This is a genomic window from Streptomyces sp. NPDC048659 (genome assembly GCF_040650575.1).
GTDB lineage: Bacteria > Actinomycetota > Actinomycetes > Streptomycetales > Streptomycetaceae > Streptomyces.
In genome coordinates, this window is the sequence record NZ_JBEZHM010000032.1 from 40551 (window position 1) to 61752 (window position 21202).

Annotated in this window: 17 protein-coding genes; 7 read left to right on the forward strand and 10 right to left on the reverse strand. The window is 73.4% G+C overall.

Annotated features, from left to right (window positions below):
* The first annotated feature begins 317 nt into the window (after positions 1–317).
* Both AB0C99_RS23540 and AB0C99_RS23545 read left to right on the forward strand, forming a co-directional pair.
* Positions 318–1343, forward strand: coding sequence for an ATP-dependent 6-phosphofructokinase (locus tag AB0C99_RS23540; protein ID WP_362478238.1), 1026 nt, complete (start codon positions 318–320; stop codon positions 1341–1343).
* A 230-nt stretch (positions 1344–1573) separates the two neighbouring features.
* Positions 1574–2275, forward strand: a complete 702-nt coding sequence (locus AB0C99_RS23545; RefSeq protein WP_362478241.1) for a hypothetical protein — start codon at positions 1574–1576, stop codon at positions 2273–2275.
* Positions 2276–2282: 7 nt separating this feature from the next.
* Here AB0C99_RS23545 and AB0C99_RS23550 read toward each other — a convergent pair whose 3' ends face one another.
* The 4 genes from AB0C99_RS23550 to AB0C99_RS23565 form a co-directional block, all read right to left on the reverse strand.
* Positions 2283–3035, reverse strand: coding sequence for a tyrosine-protein phosphatase (locus AB0C99_RS23550; protein ID WP_362478243.1), 753 nt, complete (start codon positions 3033–3035; stop codon positions 2283–2285).
* A gap of 34 nt (positions 3036–3069) precedes the next feature.
* Positions 3070–3678, reverse strand: a complete 609-nt coding sequence (locus AB0C99_RS23555; protein WP_362478355.1) for a helix-turn-helix transcriptional regulator — start codon at positions 3676–3678, stop codon at positions 3070–3072.
* 214 nt (positions 3679–3892) lie between these two features.
* Complete coding sequence (locus AB0C99_RS23560) at positions 3893–4594, reverse strand: response regulator (protein WP_362478246.1); 702 nt, start codon at positions 4592–4594, stop codon at positions 3893–3895.
* On the reverse strand, positions 4591–6210 hold the full coding sequence (locus AB0C99_RS23565; RefSeq protein ID WP_362478249.1) for an ATP-binding protein: 1620 nt from the start codon (positions 6208–6210) through the stop codon (positions 4591–4593). The genes AB0C99_RS23560 and AB0C99_RS23565 overlap by 4 nt, the downstream gene beginning before the upstream one ends.
* Positions 6211–6393: 183 nt before the next feature.
* Here AB0C99_RS23565 and AB0C99_RS23570 point away from each other — a divergent pair, with 183 nt between their 5' ends.
* A complete protein-coding gene (locus AB0C99_RS23570) occupies positions 6394–7755 on the forward strand; it encodes a cation:dicarboxylase symporter family transporter (RefSeq protein ID WP_362478252.1) in 1362 nt (453 codons plus the stop codon).
* A gap of 145 nt (positions 7756–7900) precedes the next feature.
* Here AB0C99_RS23570 and AB0C99_RS23575 read toward each other — a convergent pair whose 3' ends face one another.
* On the reverse strand, positions 7901–8782 hold the full coding sequence (locus tag AB0C99_RS23575; protein WP_362478254.1) for an aldo/keto reductase: 882 nt from the start codon (positions 8780–8782) through the stop codon (positions 7901–7903).
* The gene (locus AB0C99_RS23580; RefSeq protein WP_362478257.1) at positions 8779–9693 is read right to left on the reverse strand and encodes an NAD-dependent epimerase/dehydratase family protein; all 915 of its coding nucleotides are present in this window, start codon (positions 9691–9693) and stop codon (positions 8779–8781) included. The genes AB0C99_RS23575 and AB0C99_RS23580 overlap by 4 nt, the downstream gene beginning before the upstream one ends.
* 44 nt (positions 9694–9737) lie before the next feature.
* Here AB0C99_RS23580 and AB0C99_RS23585 point away from each other — a divergent pair, with 44 nt between their 5' ends.
* From AB0C99_RS23585 to AB0C99_RS23600, 4 genes are all read left to right on the forward strand, one after another.
* On the forward strand, positions 9738–10259 hold the full coding sequence (locus tag AB0C99_RS23585; RefSeq protein ID WP_362478259.1) for an Lrp/AsnC family transcriptional regulator: 522 nt from the start codon (positions 9738–9740) through the stop codon (positions 10257–10259).
* A gap of 48 nt (positions 10260–10307) precedes the next feature.
* Entirely contained in the window at positions 10308–10709 is a 402-nt protein-coding gene (locus tag AB0C99_RS23590) for a MerR family transcriptional regulator (protein WP_362478261.1), read from the forward strand.
* Entirely contained in the window at positions 10706–11053 is a 348-nt protein-coding gene (locus tag AB0C99_RS23595) for a thioredoxin domain-containing protein (protein ID WP_362478264.1), read from the forward strand. Before AB0C99_RS23590 ends, AB0C99_RS23595 begins: the two co-directional genes overlap by 4 nt.
* 180 nt (positions 11054–11233) lie before the next feature.
* Entirely contained in the window at positions 11234–13486 is a 2253-nt protein-coding gene (locus AB0C99_RS23600; protein WP_362478267.1) for an ATP-binding domain-containing protein, read from the forward strand.
* Here AB0C99_RS23600 and glgB read toward each other — a convergent pair.
* From glgB to AB0C99_RS23620, 4 genes are all read right to left on the reverse strand, one after another.
* Positions 13473–15728, reverse strand: coding sequence for a 1,4-alpha-glucan branching enzyme (gene glgB, locus AB0C99_RS23605; protein ID WP_362478269.1), 2256 nt, complete (start codon positions 15726–15728; stop codon positions 13473–13475). The genes AB0C99_RS23600 and glgB overlap by 14 nt on opposite strands.
* A 136-nt stretch (positions 15729–15864) precedes the next feature.
* The gene (locus AB0C99_RS23610; protein ID WP_362478272.1) at positions 15865–17217 is read right to left on the reverse strand and encodes a maltokinase; all 1353 of its coding nucleotides are present in this window, start codon (positions 17215–17217) and stop codon (positions 15865–15867) included.
* 233 nt (positions 17218–17450) lie between these two features.
* On the reverse strand, positions 17451–19163 hold the full coding sequence (gene treS, locus AB0C99_RS23615) for a maltose alpha-D-glucosyltransferase (RefSeq protein WP_362478279.1): 1713 nt from the start codon (positions 19161–19163) through the stop codon (positions 17451–17453).
* A complete protein-coding gene (locus AB0C99_RS23620) occupies positions 19160–21154 on the reverse strand; it encodes an alpha-1,4-glucan--maltose-1-phosphate maltosyltransferase (protein WP_362478282.1) in 1995 nt (664 codons plus the stop codon). Before AB0C99_RS23620 ends, treS begins: the two co-directional genes overlap by 4 nt.
* Between the last annotated feature and the right edge of the window lie 48 nt (positions 21155–21202).

Genomic DNA, 21202 nt, shown 5'->3' on the forward strand with positions numbered 1-21202 from the left:
CCTGATGTCGGTCGAGGTCCGGTGGGGGCCACCGAGGTTCCGTCGAGTGTCGTTCGGGTGCCACTCACGCGAGTACCCCTCGCGTCAATCGAGTGTGTTCAAAAAGCACCGTTAGGGTGGCATTGCCCCCTTGACAATACCTCTGTGGCTGGATAGGCCGCCCGCCGGACGGAGGGCCCGAAAGGGTGGGACCAAAGGCCCCGGAAGGCCCGGCGACACCGGGCGCGCGGAGTAGCAGCGAGCGCGCCGCCGAGCCCCGCCGTGTGAGAATCGACGAGGCTCACACGTACCACTCACCGAGCAGGAGACACAGCACGATGCGCATCGGAGTTCTCACCGCAGGCGGCGACTGTCCCGGCCTGAACGCAGTGATCCGGTCGGTCGTGCACCGCGCGCTGACCGGGCACGACGACGAGGTCATCGGCTTCGAGGACGGCTTCAAGGGCCTCCTCGACGGTCACTACCGCCCGCTCGACCTCAACGCGGTCAGCGGCATCCTCGCCCGCGGCGGCACCATCCTCGGCTCGGCCCGCCTGGAGCGGAACCGGCTCCGCGAGGCCGCCGAGTCCGCCCCCGAACTGGCGAAGAAGTACGGCATCGACGTCCTCATCCCGATCGGCGGCGAGGGCACCCTGACGGCCGCCCGGATGCTGTCGGACGCCGGGATGCCCGTCGTCGGCGTCCCGAAGACGATCGACAACGACATCTCCTCCACCGACCGCACCTTCGGCTTCGACACCGCCGTCGGCGTGGCCACCGAGGCCATGGACCGCCTCAAGACCACCGCCGAGTCCCACCAGCGGGTGATGGTCGTCGAGGTGATGGGCCGGCACGCCGGCTGGATCGCCCTGGAGTCCGGCATGGCCGGCGGCGCCCACGGCATCTGCCTGCCCGAGCGCCCCTTCCAGGTCGACGACCTCGTCAAGATGGTCGAGGAGCGCTTCGCGCGCGGCAAGAAGTTCGCCGTCATCTGCGTCGCCGAGGGCGCCCACCCGGCGCAGGGCTCCATGGAGTACGGCAAGGGCGAGATCGACCAGTTCGGCCACGAGCGCTTCCAGGGCATCGGCAACCAGCTCGCCGTCGAGCTGGAGCGCCGCCTCGGCAAGGAGGCCCGCCCGGTCATCCTCGGCCACGTCCAGCGCGGCGGCACCCCGACCGCGTACGACCGGGTGCTCGCCACCCGCTTCGGCTGGCACGCGGTGGAGGCCGCCCACCGGGGCGACTTCGGCCGGATGACCGCCCTGCGCGGCACGAACATCGAGATGGTCCCGCTCGCCGAGGCCGTCACCCGGCTGAAGACGGTCCCCGAGGACCGGATGCGCGAGGCCGAGTCCGTCTTCTGACGGCCCCCGGCCCCGCCCGGCCCCCCGGTCCGGCGAGGGCCCTTCGGCCCGGCCCTTCGGCCCCCGAGGACGGGACCAAGGTCCCGAGTTGTCCCGGACACCCCCGGCCCCGATCGTCCCCCGTGGACGATCGGGGCCGAATCCATGCTTGAGCCCTGTGGCGCGATCAACAAGGCTGGAGCCTGTCCGGGACATGTCCCGGACAGGGACCGACGAGGGGGAGCCGCGCCATGACGACGGGGGAGAGCGCACCGGACCCTGCGGACCCCTCCGGCGACGGGGAGCCGCCCCGCTGGCCCGTCGTCGAGGAGGCGGCTCCGGAGCCCGCGGAGCCGCCGGACGGGGGAGGCGCCCGGGTGGGGCGGGCCGTCGTCGTCGGCGTCGCCGTCGCCGGGCTCGTCCTCGCCACCATCAGCGTCGTCGCCTTCGTACGGGACGAACCCCGGTCCGCCCACCCGCACCGCCCGGCGCTCACCGCCCCCGCCGAGGGCCCCGTGCACATCCGGGCGACCGGCTCCGGACTCTGCCTCGGCGAGCGGCGCGGCAGCGGCGACGGGCAGGTCTACCAGCGCCCCTGCGACGGCGCCGACACCCCCGGCTACGAGCTGAAGCGGCTCGACGGCGGCCACTGGCGGATCGTGTCGGTCCACCCCGACGTCCCCGCCGGCTGCGCGGGCATCCCCGCCGGCGGCCGGATACCGTACGCCGCCTTGGAGGACTCCGAGTGCGGCGACCCCACCCGCGTCGAACGCTTCACCCTGGAGCCGTACGGCACCCCCGTCACCGGCTACCGCGTCGTCCCGGCCGGCTCCGCGACCCCCGGCAGCTGCGTCACCGTCGCCGGTGACCCCAGGGCCGCCTGGTCCCGGCTCACCCAGGCGCCCTGCGCGGCGGACGCCCGCGGCCAGCTCTTCAGCTTCGACCGGACCTGAGCCCGGCTCAGCCCACGGGCGCCGGTTCCACCAACCGGGTGCGCAGGGCCGCCCGCACGGCCGGATCCAGGCCGAGGTGCCCCGTCGCGTACGCCGCCACCGAGCCGTACCGGGCCCGCAGGTCCGCGAGGACCAGCCGCATGACCTCCTCCGGCGCCCGCCCGTACCCCGGCCAGCGCGGCTCCCGCCCCGGGTGCGCCGCCTTCCAGTCCCCGACCAGCCGCTCGGTGGCCAGCCCGGTCAGCGCGAAGTCCGCCAGGATCTGCGCGTCGTCCACGTCGAGCAGCGCCAGGACCAGCGCGGCGAGCAGCCCCGTACGGTCCTTCCCGGACGCGCAGTGGAAGACCAGCGGCCCCGGTGCCCCGGCGATCAGCTCCAGCGCCTCCCGCAGTTCGGCCGCCCCGTCCTCGGCGACCTCGGCGAAGCGGTCGGCGAGGTAGCGCCAGGGGTCGAGCGCCGGGTCGATCGCCTCCTGGTCGTACGGCCGGTGCTCGACGCTCAGGTTGTGCCACGCCTGCGGCTCGCCCTCGGGGTGGCGCCCCTTGGCCGCGATCTCCCACGGGTAGCGCAGGTCGATCACGGTGGCCACGCCCAGCGCGCGGAAGCGCTCCAGGTCGGCCCCCGCGCCGGGGCCCGCCAGCTTGGCGAGCGAGTCGGAACGGTAGAGGGTCCGCCACCGCACGGTCCCGCCGTCGGCGGTCCGATAGCCGCCCAGGTCACGGAAGTTGTGCAGCCGGTCGAAGGTCACGTGTCGTGTCACGGCGCCAATCTACGGGCCGGGAACCGCGCGTGGGCTACGGGCCGACGGCGGCCCAGAAGTGCTCCGTGACCCCGTCCAGGTACGCGTGCCCCTCCTGGCCCGTCGAACCCGACGCGCCCCAGCTGCTGCTGGCCGTCATCCGGGCGTGGTAGTCGCCGTGCAGCCGCTGGAGCGCGCGCTCGACGTCCTTCTTGGGCAGCGGCACCAGCTTCACCACCGGCTTCACATACGCCTGCCAACGGGTGGTCGCCGCGTCCCGCAGCAGCCCCGCCAGCTTCTCGTCGCCGCCCGTCGCGGTGATCAGCGCGCGCGGGCCCAGGCCGAGTTGGAGGGCGAGCGCGGCGGTCTGGCGGTCGTTGCCCCGCCACTGCCCCGACTCCTCCATGCGCAGATACGCGGACGGGTCCAGGCCCACCCGCCGGGCCAGGTCCTCGGGGGCCAGGCCGCGGGCCATCCGGTGCTCGCGCAGGGTGCCGGCGGCGGCCAGCAGTTCGGCCGGGGAGCACCACAGGACCCCGGCGAGCGCGGTCAGCTCCTGCGGGCTCGGGATGCTCCGGCCGCGCTCCCAGGCGACGACGGTGTCCGGGGCGACGGCGAGACCGTACTGGGCCCGCAGGCCGTAGGAGACATGCCCGGGGGCCATGCCGAGGCCCTCGCGCAGCCGGCGCGCGGCGAGGGCGTTGAAGGGCGGGGAGGGGGGCTGGTGCACGCAGCCACGGTAGAAGCGCGGGGTGAGCGCTGGCTACGGTGTGTTCGCCCAAATCCTCACGATCGTAGGAACATGGGAACCGATCGGTAATCGGTGACCCATCCACCGATATGCGGACACCGGGCTTCCCGGGAGCCGCCGAGCCCGCTCAGCGGCCCCGCCCGGCGCCGCCCGGACCGCTCAGCCAGCGGTACTGCAGCTCCGGCCGCCCGATCTGACCGTACTGCGGAGCGCGGGCCGCCCGCCCCTCGTTCACCAGATGTTCCAGGTAACGGCGGGCGGTGATCCGCGAGATGCCCACCGCCGCGCCCGCCTCCGCCGCCGTCAGCCCCGCCGCGGTGTCCCGCAGGCTCCGCGTCACCGCCTCCAGCGTCGGGGCGCTCAGCCCCTTCGGCAGGGTGGCCGGCTGCGGGGCGCGCAGCGTCGCCAGCGCCCGGTCCACCTCGTCCTGCCCGGACGCCTCCCCGGCCGTCGCCCGGAACTCCGCGTACCGGGTCAGCCGGTCCCGCAGGGTCGCGAAGGCGAAGGGCTTCAGGACGTACTGGACCACCCCGAGCGACACCCCCTCCCGGACGACCGCCAGGTCCCGCGCCGAGGTCACGGCGATCACGTCCGCCCCGTGCCCGGCCGCGCGCAGCGCCCGCAGCAGTTGCAGCCCGTGCCCGTCGGGCAGATAGAGGTCGAGCAGGATGAGGTCCACCTGCGTCCGCTCCAGCAGCCGGACCGCCGCCGCCCGCGAATGGGCCACGCCGACCACGGTGAAGCCCGCCACCCGCCCCGCGTACAGCGCGTGCGCGTCCGCCGCGACCGGGTCGTCCTCGACCACCAGCACCCTGATCCGCTGCGTCACGCGCCCGCCTCCGCCCTGTTCTCACGTGCCGTGGCCGGGCCCAGCGGCAGCCGGGCCGTGAACTCCGCGCCGCCCAGCGGCGATCCGTCCAGCGTCAGGGTCCCGGCGGCCCGGGTGACCGCCTGGTGCACCAGCGCGAGGCCGAGCCCCCGGCCCGGCCCCCGGGTGGACCAGCCGCGGTCCAGCACCGCCGCCCGGTCCTCGGGGCGCACCCCGGGCCCCGAGTCGGCGACCTGGAGCAGGAGTTCGCCGTCCCCGGCGAGCGCCGTCACCGTCACCCGCGCGGCCGGGGCGCCGCCCGCCGCCTCCACCGCGTTGTCGATCAGATTGCCCAGGATCGTGACCAGGTCCCGGGCGGCCAGCGACTCCGGCAGCAGCCCGTCGTCGATCCGGCTGTCCTCGGTCAGCACCAGCTCCACCCCCCGCTCGTTGGCCTGCGCGGCCTTGCCCAGCAGCAGCGCCGCCAGGACCGGCTCGCCGACCGCGCTCACCACCCGGTCGGTCAGCGCCTGCGCCAGCTCCAGCTCCGCCGTCGCGAAGCCGACCGCCTCCTCGGTCCGGCCCAGCTCGATCAGCGAGACCACCGCGTGCAGCCGGTTCGCCGCCTCGTGCGCCTGCGAGCGCAGCGCCTCGGTGAAGCCCCGCTCCGAGTCCAGCTCGCCGGTGAGCGCCTGGAGTTCGGTGCGGTCCCGCAGGGTGACCACGGTGCCCCGGCGCTCCCCGCCCACCACCGGGCGGGTGTTGACGACGAGCACCCGCTCGTCCGTCAGGTGCGGCTCGTCCACCCGGGGCTCCGAGGAGAGCAGCGCCCCGGTGAGCGGCGCCGGCAGGCCGAGCTCGGCCGCCGAGCGCCCGACCGCGTCCGGGCCGAGGCCCAGCAGCTCCCGCGCCCCGTCGTTGATCAGCGCGATCCGCCGCTGCCCGTCCAGCATCACCAGGCCCTCGCGCACTGCGTGCAGCGCGGCCTCGTGATAGTCGTGCAGCCGGCTCAGCTCCTTCGCGTTCAGGCCCTTGGTGTGCCGCCGGAGCCGGGCGTTGATCACGTACGTGCCGGCGCCGCCGAGCGCGAGGGCCGCGCCCGCCATCCCGAGCAGCGCGGCGACCTGCTCGTGCACCTGCTCGCTGATCTTCTCGATGGTGATCCCGGCGCTGACCAGGGCCACCACCCGGCCCCCGGCGTAGACCGGGGCGACCGTGCGCACCGAGGGGCCGAGCACGCCCAGGTGGGTCTCGGAGAAGGTCTCGCCGCGCAGCGCCCGCTCGGTGTGCCCGAGGTAGGTGCGCCCGATCTGGTCGGGCTCGGGGTGCGTCCAGCGGGTGCCGTCCGGCGCCATGATCGTCACGAAGTTGACGCCCGCGTGCCGCCGCAGCGCCTCGGTGTAGGGCTGGAGCAGCGCGCTCGGGTCGGCGGAGCGGGCCGCCGCCGCCACCGAGGGCGAGTCGGCCACGGCGGTGGCGGTCGCCCGCGACTGGCGGCGCGCGGTCTCCTCGGCCTGGCTCCGGTCGGTGAGGTAGGCGAAGACGGCGCACCCCGCGACGACGACGGCCATCACGACGACCTGCATCGCGAAGAGCTGGCCGGCGAGGCTGCGCGGCCTGGGCAGGGGGAGACGCATAGGGGCAAGTGTGCCTGGCCGGATCGCGCCCCCGGTCCGCCGGTCGGAATCGTGCCGGGACCGAGATGTGGACCCGCGGCCGTGACCGAAAGGCACGCAAGCGTGACCCCGGTCACAGCGCTGATGGATAGTCGCGGGGTCCACCGGGACGTGGACGACCCCCCTGCGTACGAGGAGGAGCCCGTGGCCGCTCGACGGGACCGCACCCACTATCTGTATCTGGCCGTCATCGGCGCCGTCGTGCTCGGCGTAGCCGTCGGCTTCCTGGCACCCGGCTTCGCCGTCGAGCTGAAACCGCTCGGCACCGGCTTCGTCAGCCTGATCAAGATGATGATCTCGCCGATCATCTTCTGCACGATCGTGCTCGGCGTCGGTTCGGTCCGCAAGGCCGCCAAGGTCGGCGCCGTCGGCGGGCTCGCCCTCGGCTACTTCCTGGTGATGTCGACGGTGGCCCTCGCCATCGGCCTCGTCGTGGGCAACTTCCTGGAGCCCGGCTCCGGCCTCCACCTCACCAAGGATCTCGCCGAGGCGGGCGCCAAGCAGGCGGCCGGGGCGAGCGAGGGCACCGCCGACTTCCTCCTCGGGATCATCCCGACCACCCTGGTCTCCGCCTTCACCGAGGGCGAGGTCCTCCAGACCCTGCTGGTGGCCCTGCTCGCGGGCTTCGCGCTCCAGGCCATGGGCTCGGCGGGCGAGCCGGTGCTGCGCGGCATCGGGCACATCCAGCGGCTGGTCTTCCGGATCCTCGCCATGATCATGTGGGCCGCCCCGGTCGGCGCCTTCGGCGCGATCGCCGCGGTGGTCGGCGCGACCGGCATGGACGCGCTGAAGTCGCTCGCCGTCATCATGATCGGCTTCTACGTCACCTGTGCGCTCTTCGTCTTCGTGGTGCTCGGCGCGCTGCTGCGGCTGGTGGCCGGGGTGAGCGTCTTCGCCCTGCTCAAGTACCTGGGCCGGGAGTTCCTGCTGATCCTGTCCACCTCCTCATCGGAGTCGGCGCTGCCGCGGCTGATCGCGAAGATGGAGCACCTGGGCGTGAGCAAGCCGGTCGTCGGCATCACCGTGCCGACCGGCTACTCCTTCAACCTCGACGGCACCGCGATCTATCTGACGATGTCCTCGCTCTTCGTCGCGGAGGCGATGGGCAACCCGCTCTCGGTGGGCGAGCAGATCTCCCTCCTCGTCTTCATGATCATCGCCTCGAAGGGCGCGGCCGGTGTCACCGGCGCCGGGCTCGCCACCCTGGCCGGCGGCCTCCAGTCGCACCGCCCCGACCTGGTCGACGGCGTCGGCCTGATCGTCGGCATCGACCGCTTCATGAGCGAGGCACGCGCCCTCACCAACTTCGCGGGCAACGCGGTCGCCACCGTCCTCGTCGGCACCTGGACCAAGGAGATCGACAAGGCGCGGGTGACCGAGGTGCTGGCCGGGAACATCCCCTTCGACGAGACCACCCTGGTCGACGACGGCCACGGCGCGCCCGAGCTCCCGGACCCGCGCGACCGTGCCGACGACGGCGAGGAGCGCGCCCGCGCGGGCGTCTGACCCCGGCTCCCGGGCCTTGAGCCGGATCCGGGCCCCGGCGGACCGACCCCGGCCGTTCCCCCGGCCGGGGCCGGTCCGCGTCCGGGGCCGGTACGCGCCCGGTCCGCGTCCGGGGCGCCTCAGGCCCGACCGGGCAGGCATGGCCTCACCAGCCGAGCTCGGCCAACTCACCCTCCGTCAGCACCAGTTCGGCCGCCAGCGCCGAGTCACGGGCCGACTCCGGGCGGCTGGCGCCCGGGATCGGGAGGACCTGGCCCGGGTGGGCCAGGAGCCAGGCGAGGGCGACGCGCTGGGGGCTCACCCCGCGCGCCCGCGCCACCCGGTGGAAGGCGCCGAGGCGGGGGTCCTCGCCCCGGGCCGAGGGGCCGTCCAGGGAGCTGCGGGAGATGCCGCCCAGCGGACTCCACGGCAGGAAGGCCAGGCCCAGCTCCGCGCACAGCCGCAGCTCGGGCCCGGCGTCCCGGTCACCCGGCGAGTAGCGGTTCTGCACCGACACCAGCCGCTCGCCCAGGATCTCCCGGGCCAGCCGGATCTGCCCCGCGTCCACGTTGGACACCCCGGCCAGCCGGACCGTCCCCGCGTCCAGCAACTCCCGTATCGCGCCCAGGGATTCCGCGTACGGCACGGCCGGGTCCGGCTTGTGCAGCTGGTACAGCCCGAGCGGGGTGGCGCCCAGCCGGCGCGCCGACCCCTCGGCCGCCCGCCGCAGGTGCTCCGGGCGCCCGTCGACCGTCCAGCCGCCGTCGGCGCTCCGGCCCCGGCCGCCCTTGGTCGCCACCAGCACCGCGTCCCGGCCGCCGCCGTACGCGGCCAGCGCGCGGGCCACCAGCCGCTCGCCCGCGCCGGGCTCCCCGCCGGGCGGGTGATAGGAGTCGGCCGTGTCGAGCAGGGTGACCCCGGCGTCCAGGGCCGCGTGGACGGTGGCGAGGGCCCGGCTCTCGTCCGGGTGGCCCTCGATGGACAGCGGCATCGTGCCGAGCCCGACGGCGCCGACGCTCACCCCGCCGAGCGTGCGGTGCCGCGTCACGCGCCCGCCGCCCCGACCCCGGCCTCGGGCACGGTCTCGGCGACGGCCCGCGCGAGCCATTCCGAGGAATGCGAGAAGCGGAATCCGAGCGCCTCCGCCCGGGAATTATCCATTCCGTAGGAGCGGGTGAAAGAGTACGGGGAGACCTCGCCGACCTCGGTCTCCTGGAACACGGTCCTGCCGCCCACCCGGGATTCGACCGCGGCGCAGATGTCGGCCGTGGTCAGCGGCCCATGGGAATGCGCGTTGACGGGCCCGGTGAATTCCGCCGAGACGGCCCAGGCGAGAAAGTCGGCGATCTCCTCCACGTACACATAGGTCGCCGGCCGGTTCACCGGCGGCACCGCGATCGGCTCGCCCGCCCGGATCCGCCGCGCGTAGTGCGCCACCCGCCCGGTGAAGTCGTCGTCGCCGCCCAGCACGTGCGCGACCCGCACCGAGGCCCACGGGAAGGCGGTGCCGCCCGCGAACACCGCCTCGGCCTGCCGCTTCCCCTCCCCGTAATGGGTGTCGAGGAACTCCGGGTCCTCCCAGGGCAGCGCGGTGTCCACCGCCACCGACGCCAGGTCGAGGACGTCCTCGGCGACCGGGACGGGGGAGTCCTCGTCGCCGTACACCTCCACCGTGGAGGTCATCAGATAGCGCCCGGTCCGCCCCGCGAACACCCGCCGGGCGATCTCCGCCTGGCGCGGCGTGTAGCAGACCTGGTCGACGACGACGTCGAAATACCGCCCGGCGAGGGCCTTTTCCAGGGCGGCCTCGTCATTGCGGTCGGCGACCAGCCGAACGGCCCCGTCCGGAGCCGGGGCGGAACCCCGGTTCAGCACCGTCACCCCATGTCCCGCCGCCAGCAGGCGCGTTATCAGGCGCTTTCCGAAATAGCGGTTGCCGCCGATGATGAGAATGTCCATGGCTCAAGTGTTACGTTGTGCGCTCGGCGACTGAAGGGGGAAACATGGGAGTCAGGGCCGTCGCGCCGAAGGAACCTCGGCCGCTGCGCGCCACCGCCGTCGAAACGACGGCGGGCGCCTTCGACCCCATCGACCGGCAGCTCCTGGACCTCCTCCAGAGCGACGGCCGGATCAAGCTCAGCGAGCTCGGCCGGCGGGTCCGGCTCAGCCCCGCCGCCGTCGCCGAGCGGGTCCGCCGCCTGGAGTCCTGCGGCGCGGTCACCGGCTACGGCGCCCAGGTCTCCGCCGCCCGCCTCGGCTACGGCATCCAGGCGTTCATCCGGGTCAACCCGCACGGCGGCTACACCCTCAGGCACCCCCGCACCCTGGAGCTCCTCGACCGGCCCGAGGTCCGCGAGGCGCACCACGTGGTCGGGGAGGACTGCTGGATCCTCAAGGTCGCCGTGACCGACACCGTGCACCTGGAGGAGGTCCTGGAGCAGGTTTCCGCGCTGGGCCGCACCACCACCTCGATCGTCCTGACCTCCCCGGTCGAGCGGAAGCCGCTGCTGCCGCCGGGCGCCTGAGCGCCCGCGCTTGCCTTGACGTCGGCGTCAAGGCGTACGTTCGTGGTCATGCGAATCGGCGAGCTTGCCGAGCGGGCGGGCACGACCACGCGGACTCTGCGCTACTACGAGTCCCGGGGCCTCCTGACCGCGCGGCGCACGGACAACGGCTACCGCACCTACGACGAGGACGACCTCCGGCTGCTCCGGCAGATCCGGACCCTCCAGGACTTCGGCTTCGACCTGGAGGAGACCCGCCCCTTCGTGGACTGCCTGCGGGCCGGGCACCCGGCGGGCGACGCCTGCCCGGCGTCGCTGGCCGTCTACCGGCGCAAGCTGGCCGAGCTCGACGGGCTGATCGATCAGCTGACGGCGGTGCGCGCCCAGGTCGGGGCGCAACTGCTGCGGGCCGAGGCGGAGTTGCCGGGCGGCCCGGAACCGCGATGCGAACTGGGAGGTACGGAACGATGACGTACGCGACGGGCGTGGCCGAGGTCACGGACGCGGACTTCGGCACCGAGGTCCTGGGGTCCGGGGTGCCGGTCCTGGTGAAGTTCACGGCGGCCTGGTGCGGGCCGTGCCGGCAGCTGAAGCCGGTGCTGGCGGCCCTGGCCGAGGAGGAGGGGGAGCGGCTGCGGATCGTGGAGATCGACGTGGACCACAACCCGGCGACCACCGTGAGGTACGGCGTGATGGCGACGCCGACCCTGATGGTCTTCGACGGGGGCGAGCCGGTGAGGTCGATGGTGGGCGCCCGCCCCAAGCGGCGCCTCCGGGAGGAGCTGGCCGACGTCCTGGCGCCCGCCGGGGCCTGACCGGCGCACCCGCCCAGACGACACCCCGACGACACCCCGGCAACGCGCCGGGACGCAGAAAACCCCGACTGGAACAGCCAGCCGGGGCGATGCATCGCGTATATTGATAGATTCCGTGTCTGGACATAACAAAGACACGGAGAAGTTCACTAAACGCACCGTATCGCGCCGGGAGTCGAATTGTCAAGCGAGGAATCTCGGACCGAGGAATTTCGGAAAGAGCAGCGATTCATCACCGAGCTCTACGCACGACTCGACGACCTGAGGGAACAGGCCGAGGCCGGGGTCGCGAGGGCGCTCGCCACCTCCGGGGAGGGCAGCGCCCAGGCCCGCCTGGAGCGGGACGTGCTGGTCGCCGAGCAGTCCGGGCTGCTCGGCGCCCTCGACGCGGGCGAGACCGGCCTCTGCTTCGGCCGGCTCGTCTTCCGGGACGGCCGCGACCACCACATCGGCCGCCTCGGCATCCGCGAGGACGACCCGAACCGCACCCCCCTCGTCGTCGACTGGCGCGCCGAGATCGCCCGGCCCTTCTACCTCGCCACCGGCTACGAGCCCATGGGCCTCAGCCGCCGCAGGCACCTCACCACCCGGGGCCGCGAGGTCGTCTCCCTCCACGACGAGGTGCTCGACCTCGCCGACGCGACCCACACCGGACACGAGAGCCGCGACGCCGACGAGGTGCTGCTCGCCGCGCTCGACGCGGCCCGCACCGGCCGGATGCACGACATCGTGCAGACCATCCAGGCCGAACAGGACGGCATCATCCGCTCCCCGCACCGCGGCGTCCTCGTCGTCGAGGGCGGCCCCGGCACCGGCAAGACCGCCGTCGCCCTGCACCGCGCCGCCTATCTGCTCTACGCCCACCGCGAGCAGCTCGCCCGGCGGGCCGTGCTCATCGTCGGCCCCAACCCCGCCTTCCTCGGCTACATCGGCAACGTGCTGCCCTCCCTCGGCGAGACCGGCGTCCTGCTCGCCACCCCCGGCGAGCTCTTCCCCGGCGTCCGCGCCACCGGCGCCGACACCCCCGAGGCCGCCGCCGTCAAGGGCTCCGCCGCCATGGCCGGGGCCCTCGCCGCCGCCGTCCGCGACCGCCAGCAGGTCCCCGAGCGCGAGGAGCCGCTGACCGTCCCGCACGAGGACGGCGACCTGGTCGTCGACTGGGACATGGCCCTCGAAGCCCGCCACAAGGCCCGCGAGACCCGCCTCCCGCACAACCTGGCCCGCCCCTACTTCGTCTTCCACGTCCTGGACGCCCTCGCGGAGCAGCTCGCGGACCGGATCGGCGCCGACCCCTACGGCGGCCCCAACTTCCTGGGCCCGGACGACCGCGCCCTGCTCGCCAAGGGCATCGCCGCCAACCCCGAGGTGCACGGCGCCCTCGACACCCTCTGGCCCGCCCTCACCCCGCAGGAGTTCCTGGCCGGCTACCTCGCCGAGCCCACCCACCTGGACGAGGCCGACGCCGAGGCGATCCGGCGCACCGGCGACGGCCCCTGGACCCCCGCCGACGTCCCCCTGCTCGACGAGGCCGCCGAGCTGCTCGGGGAGGACGACTCCGCCGCCCGCGCCGCCGAGGAGGCCGAGCGGCAGAAGCGGATCCAGTACGCGCAGGGCGTCCTCGACGTCTCCTTCGCCTCCCGCACCTACGAGTTCGAGGACAAGGAGGAGCTCGACAGGGACGCCTCCGAGGTGCTCTCCGCGCACGACGTCATCGACGCCGAGCGCTTCGCCGACCGGCACGAGGAGGCCGACCACCGCAGCGCCGCCGAGCGCGCCGCCGCCGACCGGACCTGGGCCTTCGGGCACATCATCGTCGACGAGGCCCAGGAGCTCTCCGCGATGGCCTGGCGGCTCCTGATGCGGCGCAGCCCCACCCGTTCCATGACCCTCGTCGGCGACCCCGCGCAGACCGGCGACCCGGCCGGCGTCGGCTCCTGGACGGAGATCCTCGCCCCGTACGTCGAGGACCGCTGGGAGCTCGTCCGGCTCGGCGTCAACTACCGCACCCCGGCCGAGATCATGGCCGTCGCCGCCGAGGCCCGGCGGGCCGCCGACCCGGACTTCGAGCCGCCCCGCTCGGTCCGCTCCACCGGCGTGGAGCCCTGGGACCGGACCGTCGCGGACCCGGTGCGGGAGACCGCCGACGCGGTCGCCGCCGAGCGGGGCGCCGAGGGGCGGCTCGCGGTCATCGCCCCGCCCGCGCTGCACCCGGCGCTGCTCGCGGCCCTCCCGGGCGCCTCGTACGGGCCGAAGCCCGACCTCACCGCGCCGGTCGTGCTGCTGGACCCGCGCCAGGCCAAGGGCCTGGAGTTCGACACCGTCCTGGTCGTCGACCCCGACGGCATCCGGGCGGGCGCCGCGCACGGGGCCAACGACCTGTACGTGGCGCTCACCCGGGCCACCCAGCGGCTGGGCGTGATCAGGCCGGCCTGAGCCAGACCGTCGCCAGCGGCGGCAGCGTCATCCGCAGGCTGGCGGAGCGCCCGTGCCACGGCACCGACTCGGTCTTCACCGGGTCGGTGCCCACCACGTCCCCGCCGCCGTACCGGGCCGCGTCCGTGTTCAGGACCTCCGCCCAGGCGGCGAAGGAGTCCGGCACGCCGAGCCGGTAGTCGTGCCGCACCACCGGCGAGAAGTTGCACACGGCGAGCAGCGGCGAGCCGACGGCGTCGAAGCGGAGGAACGCGAAGACGTTGTCCTCGGCGGCGTCGCCCACCACCCACTGGAAGCCCTCGGGCGAGGTGTCCCGCTCCCACAGCGCGGGCGTGCCCGCGTACACCGTGTTGAGGTCCCGCACCAGGTCCCGCACCCCCCGGTGGTCGGCCTCCGCCCCGTACGAGGGGTCGAGCAGCCACCAGTCGGGCCCGTGGTCCGCCGACCACTCCGCCCCCTGCGCGAACTCCTGCCCCATGAAGAGGAGTTGCTTGCCGGGGTGGGCCCACATGAAGCCGAGGTAGGCGCGGTGGTCGGCGCGCTGCTGCCACCAGTCGCCGGGCATCTTCGACACCAGCGACCGCTTGCCGTGCACCACCTCGTCGTGGGAGATCGGCAGGATGTAGTTCTCGCTGTACGCGTACACCATCGAGAAGGTCATCTCGTGGTGGTGGTACTTGCGGTGCACGGGCTCCTTGCCGACGTAGCCCAGGGAGTCGTGCATCCAGCCCATGTTCCACTTCAGGCCGAAGCCGAGCCCGCCGAAGCCGCCGGGGCCCACCTGGTCCGTCGGCCGGGTCACCCCGTCCCAGGCGGTGGACTCCTCGGCGAAGGTCACCACCCCCGGGCAGCGCTTGTACACGGTGGCGTTCATCTCCTGGAGGAAGGCCACCGCGTCCAGGTTCTCCCGCCCGCCGAACTCGTTCGGCAGCCACTCGCCGTGCTCCCGCGAGTAGTCCAGGTAGAGCATCGAGGCGACCGCGTCGACCCGCAGCCCGTCGAGGTGGAAGCGCTCGCACCAGTACACGGCGTTGGCCACCAGGAAGTTGCGGACCTCCTTGCGCCCGTAGTCGAACTCCAGCGTCCCCCAGTCGGGATGGGCCGAGCGGCGCGGGTCCTCGTGCTCGTACAGCGGGCGCCCGTCGAACTCCGCGAGCGCCCAGTCGTCGCGCGGGAAGTGCGCCGGCACCCAGTCCATCAGCACCCCGATGCCCGCCTGGTGCAGCGCGTCCACCAGGAAGCGGAAGTCGTCGGGGGTGCCGAGCCGGGCGGTCGGCGCGTAGAAGCCGGTGACCTGGTAGCCCCAGGAGCCGTGGAAGGGGTGCTCGGCGACCCCCATGAACTCCACGTGGGTGAAGCCGAGGTCGCGCACGTACGCCGGGAGCTGCTCGGCGAGCTGCCGGTAGGACAGCCCCGGGCGCCAGGACGGCAGGTGCAGCTCGTACACGGACAGCGGCGCCTCGTGGTGCGGCCGGGCCCCGCGCCGCGCCATCCACTCCGCGTCGCCCCACACGTGGTGGTCGTCGGTCACCACCGAGGCGGTGTTCGGCGGGCACTCGGCGCGCCGGGCCATCGGGTCGGCGCGGACCGTGCGCGAGCCGTCCGGGCGGGCGATGTCGAACTTGTACAGCGCGCCCTCGCCGACACCCGGCACGAACAGCTCCCAGACACCCGTGGAGCCGAGCGAGCGCATCGGCAGCGCGCCGCCGTCCCAGTACGTCCAGTCGCCGGTGACCCGCACCCCGCGGGCGTTCGGCGCCCACACGGTGAAGCGGGTCCCCGCGGTGCCCTGGTGGGTCATCACCCGGGCGCCGAGCGCCGTCCACAGCTCCTCGTGCCGGCCCTCGCCGATCAGGTGCAGGTCGAGCTCCCCGAGGGCGGGCAGGAAGCGGTACGGGTCCTCCAGGATCAGCTCGTCGGCGGCGCCCGTGCCGTCGGGCTCGCCGTACCGCACCAGCAGCCGGTACTCCGGCACCTTGCGCAGCAGCGGCACGAGCCCGGAGAACAGCCCGTCGCCCTCGTCGAGGAGCGGGACCCGCCGGTCCTTCGCCAGCAGCAGGGTCACCGCCTTCGCCCACGGGCGGAGCACCCGCACCGCGACCCCGCCCTTGACCGGGTGGGCGCCGAGCACCCCGTGCGGGTCGTGGTGCTCTCCGGCGATCAGCCGGGCCCGGTCGCCTGGGTCCAGCGGTGGCGCCTGCCGCGTGCTGCCTGCCGTCTTGCCTGCGGGTCGGGGGGTCACCGGGGTGCCTCCTGGAGGGCGAGGGGAAGGGGGGTACGCGTACGCAACGGCCCGGCGCGGCCGGGGGAAACTCCGCTGAACGGGGCAAGTCGGACATCTCGCAGGTCCGGGCCCCGGCCGGCTCGGCCGAACGGGGTCACACGGAACTCGCCAGGCGCTCGATGGCGGCCATCGGCACCGGCAGCCAGTCGGGGCGGTGCCGGGCCTCGTACACCACCTCGTAGACCGCCTTGTCCGTCTCGTAGGCGCGCAGCAGCGCCGGGTCGTCGCGCGGGTCGGCGCCCGCGGCCTCCGCGTAGCCGGAGCAGAACGCGGCCCGGCAGCGGGCCGCCCACTCGGCGTTCCACGGGCGGTGGGTGCGGGCCGCGTAGTCGAAGGAGCGCAGCATTCCGGCGATGTCGCGCACGGTCGGCTGCGGGCTGCGCCGCTCGTCCAGCGGCTTCGCCGGCTCCCCCTCGAAGTCGATCACGGCCCAGGCCCCGTCGGCGCCCCGCAGGGTCTGGCCCAGGTGCAGGTCGCCGTGGATGCGCTGGAGCCGGCCCGCGCCCAGCGCGTCCGCCGCCGCGCCGAAGACCGCGCGCAGGCCCGGCACATGGGGGAGCAGCGCGGGGACGGCCTGCGCGGCCGCGTGCAGCCGCGCGTCCATGGCCGCCGCGAGCCGGCGGGACCTGGCCGGGTGCAGCCGCTCGGTGGGCAGCGCGGCGGCGAGCGCCAGGTGCACCTCGGCGGTGGCCCGGCCGAGCGCGGCGGCCTCGTCGGTGAACTCCCGCCCGTCGGCCAGCGCGTCGAGCGCGAGCCGCCAGCCGTCCCGGGAGTCCCGCAGATAGGGCTGGAGCACCCCGAGGGTCGCCGCGCCCGTCTCGAACCAGGCGACCGGGGCGGGGACCCGGGCGCAGCCCGCCCCGGCCAGCGCCAGCGGCAGCTCCAGGTCGGGGTTGGCGCCGGGGCTGACCCGCCGGAAGATCTTCAGGATGAACGAATCTCCATAGACCAGCGAGGAGTTGGACTGCTCCGTGTCGAGTATCCGGGGGGCCAGCGCGGGCGGCAGCGGCGCGGTGGCGCGGAAGTTCAGCGGGCCGATCCGGCCCGGGGCGCGCAGCCGTTCCCAGAGCAGTCCGGCGAGCCGCGGGTCGCGCAGCCCCTCGTAGACGGCCCGGCCGGCGAGCGGGCCCTGCCGGATCCGCCCGATCAGGGCGGGGGCGAGGCGCGGCGGCAGCTGGGGCCGCACGCCGAGGAGCAACTGGTAGCAGTCGGCGGGTGTTCCGGCCGGGCGGCCGGGCTGTTCGACCCGTACGAGCAGATGGAGGAGTCCGGGTCCGGTGCCGTCCAGCGGCAGCAGCTCGGTGGCCGCTTCCAGGGTGAATCCGGTGACCCGGCGGCCCTTGCCCGCGAACCACCGCTGCCGGGGCAGCCAGCCGTGGAGCAGGGGGGTGAGCGACGGGAGGAGGGCGTCCGGGGCCCGGGAGGTGGATGCGGCGGTCTCCGGCATGGCATCGCGTCCTTTCCCCGGGGTGCGCAAGCGGCTTTCGTATGCGTTCAAATGCGCAGAGTGTCCCGGATTGCGGCTTCGGCTGTCCGGATGTGCGGGACGTGTCGGAAGGGGAAGATCCGTATGGGCCCGGCAAGAAGGCCCGTATGGACCTGAATCGGCTGTGGGACACAGTTCCCTGTGCGGGACGGGGGAAACCGTCCCGCACGGGACAGAACTGAATTGACGGTACTTCAGGACCGCTTGAGGCGGAACCAGTAGAACCCGTGCCCGGCGAGGGTGAGCAGATAGGGCAGCTGGCCGATGGCCGGGAACTCCACCCCGCCGATCAGCTCCACCGGCCGCACCCCGTCGAACCGGCGCAGGTCCAGCTCGGTCGGTTGCGCGTGCCGGGCGAAGTTGTTCACGCACAGCACCAGGTCGGCGTCGAGCCCCTCCTCCGGGGTGGTCTCGCGGAGGAAGGCCAGCACCGCCGGGTTGGTCGAGGGCAGCTCCGTGTACGTCCCGGTCCCGAAGGCACGGTTCTGCTTACGGATCTCGATCATCCGCTTCGTCCAGTGCAGCAGCGAGGACGGCGAGGCCATCCCCGCCTCCACGTTGGTCACCTGGAAGCCGTGGACCGGGTCCATGATGGCCGGCAGGTAGAGCCGCCCCGGGTCGCAGGAGGAGAAGCCCGCGTTGCGGTCCGGTGTCCACTGCATCGGGGTGCGCACCCCGTCCCGGTCGCCCAGCCAGATGTTGTCGCCCATGCCGATCTCGTCGCCGTAGTACAGCACCGGGGAGCCCGGCAGCGAGAAGAGCAGCGCGGTGAACAGCTCCATCTGCTTGCGGTCGTTGTCGAGGAGCGGGGCGAGACGGCGCCGGATGCCGATGTTGGCCCGCATCCGCGGGTCCTTGGCGTACTCGGCGTACATGTAGTCGCGCTCCTCGTCGGTGACCATCTCCAGGGTCAGCTCGTCGTGGTTGCGCAGGAAGATGCCCCACTGGCAGCCGGAGGGGATCTGCGGGGTCTTCGCCAGGATCTCGGAGACCGGGTGGCGGGACTCGCGCCGGACCGCCATGAAGATGCGCGGCATGACCGGGAAGTGGAAGGCCATGTGGGCCTCGTCGCCGCCCGAGCGGAAGTCGCCGAAGTAGTCGACGACGTCCTCCGGCCACTGGTTCGCCTCGGCGAGCAGCACCGTGTCCGGGTAGTGCTCGTCGATCTCCTTGCGGACCCGCTTCAGGAAGGTGTGGGTCTCGGGCAGGTTCTCGCAGTTGGTGCCCTCCCGCTGGTACAGGTACGGCACCGCGTCCAGCCGGAAGCCGTCGATCCCCAGGTCCAGCCAGAAGCGCAGCGCGGACATGATCTCCTCCTGCACCTTCGGGTTCTCGTAGTTGAGATCCGGCTGGTGGGAGAAGAAGCGGTGCCAGTAGTACTGCTTGCGGACCGGGTCGAAGGTCCAGTTGGAGCTCTCCGTGTCGACGAAGATGATCCGGGCGTCCGCGTACTGCTTGTCGTCGTCGGCCCAGACGTAGTAGTCCCCGTAGGGGCCGTCCGGGTCGCTGCGGGACTCCTGGAACCACGGGTGCTGGTCGCTGGTGTGGTTCATGACGAAGTCGATGATCACGCGCATCCCGCGGGCGTGCGCGGCGTCCACGAACTCCACGAAGTCGGCGAGGTCGCCGAACTCGGGCAGCACGGAGGTGTAGTCGGCGACGTCGTAGCCGCCGTCCCGCAGCGGGGACCTGAAGAACGGCGGCAGCCAGAGGCAGTCGACGCCCAGCCACTGGAGGTAGTCCAGGCGGGACGTGATGCCCTTCAGGTCGCCTACTCCGTCTCCGTTGCTGTCCTGGAAGGAGCGGACCAGGACCTCGTAGAAGACCGCCCGCTTGAACCATTCGGGATCGCGGTCCTTGGCGGGGGTGTCCTCGAAGGTGTCGGGGACGGGTTCGTTGACAGTCATGATGTGGGTGACCCTCCGGTCTGCGGGGACGGTCGCAGGACGAGTACGTGCGCGGGCGTGACACCCGGCTCTAGGCGCACGTAGGCGTGCCTGCCCCAGTGATAGGTCTCGCCGGTGAGCTCATCGCGCACCGGCACGGTCTCGTGCCAGTCCAGGCCGAGTTCCGGCATGTCCAACGAGACCGTGGCCTCCTGGGTGTGGTGGGGGTCGAGGTTGACGACCACCAGAACGATGTTCGAACCGCTGCGCTTGGAGTACGCGATCACGGACTCGTTGCCGGTCGTGTGGAAGGTCAGGTTCCGCAGCCGGCGCAGCGCCGGGTGGCGCCGCCTGATCCGGTTCAGGGAGGTGATCAGCGGCGCGATCGAGGCCCCCGAACGCTCCGCCGACTCCCAGTCACGGGGCTTGAGTTGGTATTTCTCCGAGTCCAGGTACTCCTCGCTGCCGTCCCGCAGCGGGGTGCCCTCGCACAGCTCGTACCCGGCGTACACACCCCAGGTGGGCGAGAGAGTGGCGGCGAGCACCGCCCGCGCCTCGAAGGCCGGCCGGCCGCCGGTCTGGAGGTAGGCGTGCAGGATGTCCGGGGTGTTCACGAAGAGGTTCGGCCGCATGTGCGCCGCGGCCTCCCCGGAGAGTTCGGTCAGGTACTCCGTGAGCTCCTCCTTGGTGTTGCGCCAGGTGAAGTACGTATACGACTGCTGGAAGCCGACCGTGCCCAGCGTCCGCATCAGCGCCGGCCGGGTGAACGCCTCGGCCAGGAAGATGACATCCGGGTCCGTCCGGTTCACCTCGCCCAGCACCCGCTCCCAGAAGACCACCGGCTTGGTGTGCGGGTTGTCCACCCGGAAGATCCGCACCCCGTGCGCCATCCAGTGCCGCAGCACCCGGACCGTCTCCGCGACGATCCCGTCCATGCCGTCGCCGGCGCCGTCGAAGTCGATCGGATAGATGTCCTGGTACTTCTTCGGCGGGTTCTCCGCGTACGCGATCGAGCCGTCCGGACGGTGGCTGAACCACTCCGGGTGCTTCTCCACCCACGGGTGGTCCGGCGAACACTGGAGCGCGAAGTCCAGCGCGACCTCCAGCCGCAGCTCCCGCGCCCGCGCCACGAAAGTGTCGAAGTCCTCGATCGTGCCCAGGTCCGGGTGGACCGCGTCGTGCCCGCCCTCCGGCGAGCCGATCGCCCACGGCACGCCCACGTCCTCCGGGCTCGCCGACAGCGAGTTGTTCGGGCCCTTGCGGTGGGTGACGCCGATCGGGTGGATCGGCGGCAGGTAGACCACGTCGAAGCCCATCGCCGCGATCGCCGGCAGCCGCTCGGCCGCCGTGCGGAAGTTCCCCGGCACGGTCCGGCCGCGCACCGTGCGCACCCCCTCGGAGCGCGGGAAGAACTCGTACCAGGAGCCGAACAGCGCCCGCTCCCGCTCGACCCGCACCGGCAGCGCGGGCGAGGCCGACAGCAGCTCCCGCAGCGGGTGCCGCTCCAGGGACTCCAGCACGCGCGGGGCGAGCGCCGCCGCCAGCCGCACCGCGGCCGGCCGGGACTCGTCGCGCAGCGTGTCCGCGACCGCCAGCACCGCCTCCCGGCCGCCGCCCTTCTTCGGCACGCCCTTCGCGGCCCGCTCGTGCAGCAGCGCGCCCTCCGCGAGGACCAGCTCCGAGTCGATCCCCGCCGGGATCTTGATCCGCGCGGTGTGCCGCCAGGTCGCCAGCGGATCGCTCCACGCCTCGACCGTGTACGACCAGTCGCCCTCGGCGTCCGGGGTGACCTCGGCGCCCCACCGGTCGGTGCCGGGGGCCAGTTCGCGCATCGGGGTCCAGGGCCCCGGCCGGCCGGACGGGCCGCGCAGCACCACGTTGGCGGCGACGGCGTCGTGCCCTTCGCGGAAGACCGTGGCCGTGACCTCGAAGGTCTCGCCCACCACCGCCTTGGCGGGGCGGCGGCCACAGTCGACCGAGGGGCGGACGTCCAGTACGGGAATGCGTCCCATGAGCGGATTCACAGCATCACCTGACGGTTTGCGGGGGTGCGGGTGGTG

Coding starts and splice junctions, on each gene's coding strand:
- AB0C99_RS23540 (WP_362478238.1), top strand. CDS start 318: ATGCGCATCGGAGTTCTCACCGCAGGCGGCGACTGTCCCGGCCTGAAC.
- AB0C99_RS23545 (WP_362478241.1), top strand. CDS start 1,574: ATGACGACGGGGGAGAGCGCACCGGACCCTGCGGACCCCTCCGGCGAC.
- AB0C99_RS23555 (WP_362478355.1), bottom strand. CDS start 3,678: ATGGCCCCCGGGCATGTCTCCTACGGCCTGCGGGCCCAGTACGGTCTC.
- AB0C99_RS23565 (WP_362478249.1), bottom strand. CDS start 6,210: ATGCGTCTCCCCCTGCCCAGGCCGCGCAGCCTCGCCGGCCAGCTCTTC.
- AB0C99_RS23580 (WP_362478257.1), bottom strand. CDS start 9,693: ATGGACATTCTCATCATCGGCGGCAACCGCTATTTCGGAAAGCGCCTG.
- AB0C99_RS23585 (WP_362478259.1), top strand. CDS start 9,738: ATGGGAGTCAGGGCCGTCGCGCCGAAGGAACCTCGGCCGCTGCGCGCC.
- AB0C99_RS23590 (WP_362478261.1), top strand. CDS start 10,308: ATGCGAATCGGCGAGCTTGCCGAGCGGGCGGGCACGACCACGCGGACT.
- AB0C99_RS23595 (WP_362478264.1), top strand. CDS start 10,706: ATGACGTACGCGACGGGCGTGGCCGAGGTCACGGACGCGGACTTCGGC.
- AB0C99_RS23610 (WP_362478272.1), bottom strand. CDS start 17,217: ATGCCGGAGACCGCCGCATCCACCTCCCGGGCCCCGGACGCCCTCCTC.
- treS (WP_362478279.1), bottom strand. CDS start 19,163: ATGACTGTCAACGAACCCGTCCCCGACACCTTCGAGGACACCCCCGCC.
- AB0C99_RS23620 (WP_362478282.1), bottom strand. CDS start 21,154: ATGGGACGCATTCCCGTACTGGACGTCCGCCCCTCGGTCGACTGTGGC.